This window comes from Bradyrhizobium sp. MI1.3 (genome assembly GCF_055811695.1).
Genome location: NZ_JBVVPQ010000151.1, coordinates 1 through 5,573 on the forward strand (window position 1 = coordinate 1; position 5,573 = coordinate 5,573).

Sequence of the window (5,573 nt, forward strand, 5' to 3'; positions counted from 1 at the left end):
ATTCGCGGCAAGAATCCTCGCCGCTGTCAGGCAGAAAATCCACTCAAGCTACTGTCCGAATTTGCGGGGCCAGCTCTGTTCTTCAGCAGACTGCTAGTTCGTTTTTGTGAATGACGTCGCATCGAATGACTGATGTTTTCGCTATCGAGACGGCTGCACGGTTTGGGTGCCGGTAGACGTGGGATCTGATGGCAGCTTGTTGTTAGCTATACCCAACTTGCTGTTATTACCTGTCGCGAAGGCTTTGTATGTGGCAACGGCAACGGCCGCACGATTGCCATCACTGGGTATAAGGGCCTGATTGTCAATCAAATCGCGGGGATCGTCGACCATGGTTGCCAAGTTGTTGCGGATCGAGCAGCCAAGCGCCGGATCGAAAGAATTGTCGTTCACTGAAGGGCCAACGAACGCAATCGACGGACAAACGGGAGGGTGCGCCTCATACGTAATCGCCTCGATTCGCGCCGCAGAGCCATCGCGCCTATCGGTGAATGGACCGTACAGGCGGATGTTGTGAGCGTCGACGCCCAGTGCGCGGGCCTCAGCTGCTATTTGCGGCGCGAGTCGACGTGAGCCGAAGATATCAAGATGGAGCGCCTCATGCCGACCGCGACGGGTACTCGCTATGAAATAACGCAGACGCTGCCGTTCGCGCCCTTGAAGGGTCTGTAAAAGTAAGACGTTCTTCTCCTGTTGAACCAGGATCGCTTGCGCGGTCGGCTCGACGTAAGTCGGCGCGCTGCTTGTGCAGCCACCCAGACTGGCCGTCAGACCGATCAGGGGGCGCACTAAACGTAATCTCATTGGTTGATCCTCATTCTATGATGTGGCCGATGCCCCTTTTCGCGCCTGGTACGCTTGTTGGGGGCGCACTGCGAACAGGCGGGCGCGTTGCCAATGTGTTCGTCAGACTGCGTGCGAGGTCTGAGGGCGGCGCGATGCGGTCGGTCGGCGCACTCATCTGATTCGAGTTCCCTCTTGGCCGCACGACGTAAGGCGTGACGATGATCACGAGTTCAGTCTCTTCCTGTTGAAATGAGGATGAGCGAAATAGCGCACCAAGAATCGGAACGTCGCCGAGCCACGGGAACGTCGTGATCGCAGTGCTGAAGTTGCGCCGGATGAGCCCACCAATTGCAAAGCTCTGGCCGCTGGCGAGCTCGACCACCGTGTTGGCACGCCGGGTGGAGAGAGCCGGCACGGAGATGCCGTTGATGTTGACAGCACCTTGTGACGATAGATCGCTGACTTCAGGCTTGACGCGGATATTGATCTGATTGTTACTGAGAACGGTCGGCACAAACTCCAGACTGACGCCGAAGTGACGGAACTCGACAGAGACCTGCCGATTGTCCTGCAACACCGGAATGGGAAATTCGCCGCCGGCGAGAAAGCTGGCGGATTCGCCGGACATTGCAGTGAGGTTCGGTTCAGCAAGTACGGAAGCGAGGCGCTCGTGAGCCAGTGCATCGAGTATAGCGCTGACGTTCACATGGCCAGCGTTGACTCCCATCGTTGCCGTACCGCCGCCTTGCGCCGCGCCGTAGCCACCACCACTGCCGCTGACCAAGCCGAGAGTGAAGGGGCCAGCTTGACCGGAAGCGGAGAGATTGACACCGAGCTCCTTCATGGCGCTCCGGGAGACCTCCGCCACCCGCACGCTCAGATTCACCTGCAATGACCCAGCCACCTGAATCTTGTTGACGACGAGCGCACCAGACCCAAGAAACTGCTCAGTCACTCTCATCGCTGTATCGACGATCTCCGCATTGGGTGCCGCACCACTAAGGATGGCCCCGCGCGGAGTGTAGCTGACCCGGATGGGATAGTCGCCGACATGGGCTTTCAGCGTGGCGCGCAGATCCTCGATCGGCTCCGTGACGATAATACGCAGTTCAGCGAGAGTCTCGCCGCCCTCGTTGAGGGCGAACAAGCTGGTCCGTCCGGACTTCTTGCCGAAAACGAAGATGGTCTTGTTCGAAGGTGCCTGATAATCCGCGACCGTAGGATCGGCGACAAAGATGCTCGTAGCTGGCGCTGGCAGATGAATCGTCTTACCGAGCGAAGAGGAGAGGGTCAGCGTTCTGCTAACGCCCTCAGGAGCCGCACGCTGCGGCCCACCTTCATCATCCCGATTGATCTGAGCTGCGGCAGCAGCCGGGAATAGCAGGACAAGCACGCACAGAACATGCCAAAGCCAAGCAAGAAACGTGGACGAACGGCCGTCGGCGGCGATCGATCCTCGATTGACGCCGGCATGCTTATCAGCAATGATGCTCAAGATGGTCTTTCTTTCAAGTTCGATTAACTACGCGGTCGATGCCGCGCCTTTCAGTTCAAGAAGGTAGCCGATTCCGCGCGCGGTTTTGATCCGTAGCGTCGCACCGGACTGATGCAAATGACAGCGCAAACGATAGATTCCGACCTCAAGTGCATTGGTCGAGACCTCGTCATCAAAAGCATAGAGGCTATTCTCCAACGACGCGCGAGCCACGGTGCAGCCAGCGCGGCTGAGCAGATGTTCGAGAATGCATACCTCGCGGCGCGCAATCTTCAGTGGTCGACCGTTAACCGACGCTTGCCGTCCGATCGGATCGAATTGAAGATTGCCAAAGGCAACGACGGGGGCCGCCATTTGCGTTGGTCGGCGCAGAGTAGCGCGCATCCGTGCGATGAGTTCATGAGTACATACGGGCTTAGGCAGGAAGTCGTCCGCCCCCCCATCAAACACCGCTATCCGCCTACCGAGCTCGTTAAAGTGGCTCATGATCACGGCAGGCATCGAATGCCCGTCACGTCTCAACTGCTTCAGCCAATCCAAGCCGTCCCCATCCGGTAGAACCAACTCGAGCAAGATAATGCCATAGCTGGCGCAACAAAAAGCTGCGTCCGCCTCGTCCAGGGTGCACACTACGTCAACAGCAAAACCGCTCTCCGAGAGCGCCTCTTGTACAACGCGCGCTGGGTCCGTCTCATGATCAACGAGCAGCGTTCGCATTCCACCACCTCCTATCAAGTCACGCCGAGCACCCACCACGTCACGGTCGAGCATGACCGCCCCCGACCGACCGCCCCGGTCCTCGGGCCTGCGCTCACGCGCCCGGCCGGAGCGTTAGGCCGTGGATCCCGAGAACTTTGCGCGTCAGTTCGCCCTTGATCTCGCGGGCGATCTCGTCGCGGATCTCGGCTCCGAGCTGCCTCTCGGCGTCGGCGTCGCCTTTCAGATCAACATCGGCGAGCCGTTTCGTCAATCGGCTGTCGAACTCCTCACCCATCGCATTGATGAGCCGATCCTGCATCTCTGCATGAGCTTCGGGTGCGATGCGGCGCAGTACCGTATCCCAGGGTTGCCAGCGCGTTGCCAGATAGTCGGCGAGCTCCGCAGCCTCCTTGCTTCGCACGACGGCCTCGGCGGTGGCAAGGTCACTTTCGTTGACTTCGGCCACGCCAAAGAAGCGCATGCCTGGGGCGATGTGCTTCAGGTCCAGCCGGTCGCGCAGTTTGACTTGATATGCGAGATAGACTTCGATCTCGTCGACGAACCGGAGCGAGTGGAGCGAGCGGACCTTGTCTCGAGCAATCCCGTCCAGCACGTCCAAACGGAACATGACGCGACCTTGTTCGAGGAGCTTGTCGAGCCGCTCGTCAAAGGCTCCCTCCTCCACATCAGCGTTCAGCCGTGCGGTCTGCATGTCGTTCCAAGCCAAAGTGATGCGATCCTCGCAGCTCGCGCTTACTCCGACAGCCGATTGGAAGTACTGGGCGCGCAATCCCGGCCTGATCGCCGCCTGCCGCAGATCGTCTGCCACTCGCGAGCGGAACCCGGGATCCCTAGAGTTCACCGTGTCCAGTAGCCTGTCGAGGAAGCGACCGTATTCTCTGGCACCCGGCTCTTCCGCGAAGGCTCGCCAGAGCGCTGCTGTCTTGGCGTCGTTGGGGAGCCAAGCCGCGACCGCCTGGCGCAAAGGCCGAGCTCGACCTTGCGCCACCCCGCCACCCGTCGAGAAGAAGATCCGCGGTCCGATATAGGCCGGGCTACTCAAGGTTGATGCCAAGTTCGTTCGGACACGCTCCGGAAGCGGATTATTTTCCAGCCGAACGCGGCAGGCAGAGCCGAGCTGCGTGGGCAAAGTCTCGGGCAGGCTAGTCAACCGATTGTTGCTGAGGTCGAGCTCCTCAAGCGTTCCTGGCAGAGTATCGGTCAGGCTGGTCAACTGATTGTGGCTGAGGTTGAGCCGCGTGAGCCCAGGCGGGAAGGCGGCAGGCAGACTCGTCAATTGGTTCCCGCTGGCGTCAAGCTGCCGAAGCGTTGCTGGCAGGCTATCGGGTAGACTGGTCAACCCATTCGTCCCGAGGTCGAGCAGAGTGAGCTGAGGCGGGAAGGCGGCAGGCAGGCCGCTCACCCTATTGCGGCTGATATTGAGATGTCGAAGTCCGGCCGGAAGAGCGTCCGGCAGGCTGGTCAGCAAATTGTTGCTGGCGTCGAGCCAGAGGAGGTCGGCCTGAGGGTCGATAGACAAGCTACTCAGTCGATTGTGGCTGATACTGAGCGCCCGCGTCTCTGGCGGCAGGACGGGCAAATTGGTTAGGTTCAGAGATGCCAGATCCAGCGCTGTGGCTGGACTAGCGTTTTCCCGCCAAGTACTTATTCGGGTTACTGCCTCTCGCCGAGAGTCCTGTTCGCTCTGCCCCGCCTCAGAGGCCCAGCTCTCCAGCTGTCCTTGAGCCGACGCGGGGGCGGTGGCCGCACGCAATGCTTCGACCCAATGTGCTGCGGCCAAAGCGAGACCGCACAGGCAACCCTGCCGGTGCCCTCGTTCGGAAGTTTCGGAAGCATTCTGAGCGCTTCGCTGGGTCCGCTCTGTATTCATAAATCCTCTTCACGGACACATATGAAGGAAGTGGCGCCTGAACGGCGGTTTTTGACCTTGATAGCCATCGCTACTGGTGATTCCTTTCCCAGGAATGATAAAGGAGCTCCAGGACGCGCTTGCCAACCCAGGACCGCCGAATACGGTGCCCATTCGTTCGCGGTCAGATGCAGCCGATCATAGTCGTCCGATCGGTTGACCTTTATGAAGGACACATCGCATTCTCCTCCGCAGATCAAGCTCGGAGCTGGCAGTCCAAGCAGAGAGGTCTCACCGTAGGACAGCTTAGCTGTCCATAAGCTGACGAGCGTGATGCAGTAGTGCGTCGTCCGTGAACAAGCCTCTAAGCGATTGAACGGAGCTATCGCCGAAAGTTGGTGACGGCGGGAATCGGAAAGGCGGCATATCGTGGGGGTGCTTGACGCCTCCACTTCTCCACCGAAGGAGCGATATGCCGTGTCCAACGATAACGTTATCAAGCTGATTCAGCCAGGATTGTTCGACGATCAACCGTGAGCATCGATAGGATCACCGGAGCCCGGGCTTGACTTGCGCGGAATGCTCTGGATAGCGCGGTCGGGATGATTGACGCCGCCGGGGCGCGGTGATGGTGTGATCCCGGTTCGGAGCGGGCAACGGGATCAGAATGAACAGCGAGTCGCAGCTGCGCGAGAAGCTTCGGAAGATCGAGGCGTTGTTCGT

General features: G+C 59.5%; 5 protein-coding genes. All 5 read right to left on the reverse strand.

Annotated elements, in window-relative coordinates; genetic code table 11:
- Window positions 1–141: 141 nt before the first annotated feature.
- Complete coding sequence (locus AC0L3A_RS39815) at window positions 142–804, reverse strand: CpaD family pilus assembly lipoprotein (RefSeq protein WP_473256478.1); 663 nt, start codon at window positions 802–804, stop codon at window positions 142–144.
- A gap of 10 nt (window positions 805–814) precedes the next feature.
- Complete coding sequence (locus AC0L3A_RS39820; RefSeq protein WP_473256479.1) at window positions 815–2,281, reverse strand: type II and III secretion system protein family protein; 1,467 nt, start codon at window positions 2,279–2,281, stop codon at window positions 815–817.
- A gap of 27 nt (window positions 2,282–2,308) precedes the next feature.
- Window positions 2,309–2,998, reverse strand: a complete 690-nt coding sequence (locus tag AC0L3A_RS39825) for a response regulator (protein WP_473256480.1) — start codon at window positions 2,996–2,998, stop codon at window positions 2,309–2,311.
- Between the two features lie 94 nt (window positions 2,999–3,092).
- Window positions 3,093–4,520, reverse strand: coding sequence for an NEL-type E3 ubiquitin ligase domain-containing protein (locus AC0L3A_RS39830; protein WP_473256481.1), 1,428 nt, complete (start codon window positions 4,518–4,520; stop codon window positions 3,093–3,095).
- A gap of 826 nt (window positions 4,521–5,346) precedes the next feature.
- A partial coding sequence (locus tag AC0L3A_RS39835) for a hypothetical protein (protein ID WP_473256482.1) occupies window positions 5,347–5,573 on the reverse strand: 227 nt, incomplete at its 5' end.

Coding starts and splice junctions, on each gene's coding strand:
- AC0L3A_RS39825 (WP_473256480.1), bottom strand. CDS start 2,998: ATGCGAACGCTGCTCGTTGATCATGAGACGGACCCAGCGCGCGTTGTA.
- AC0L3A_RS39815 (WP_473256478.1), bottom strand. CDS start 804: ATGAGATTACGTTTAGTGCGCCCCCTGATCGGTCTGACGGCCAGTCTG.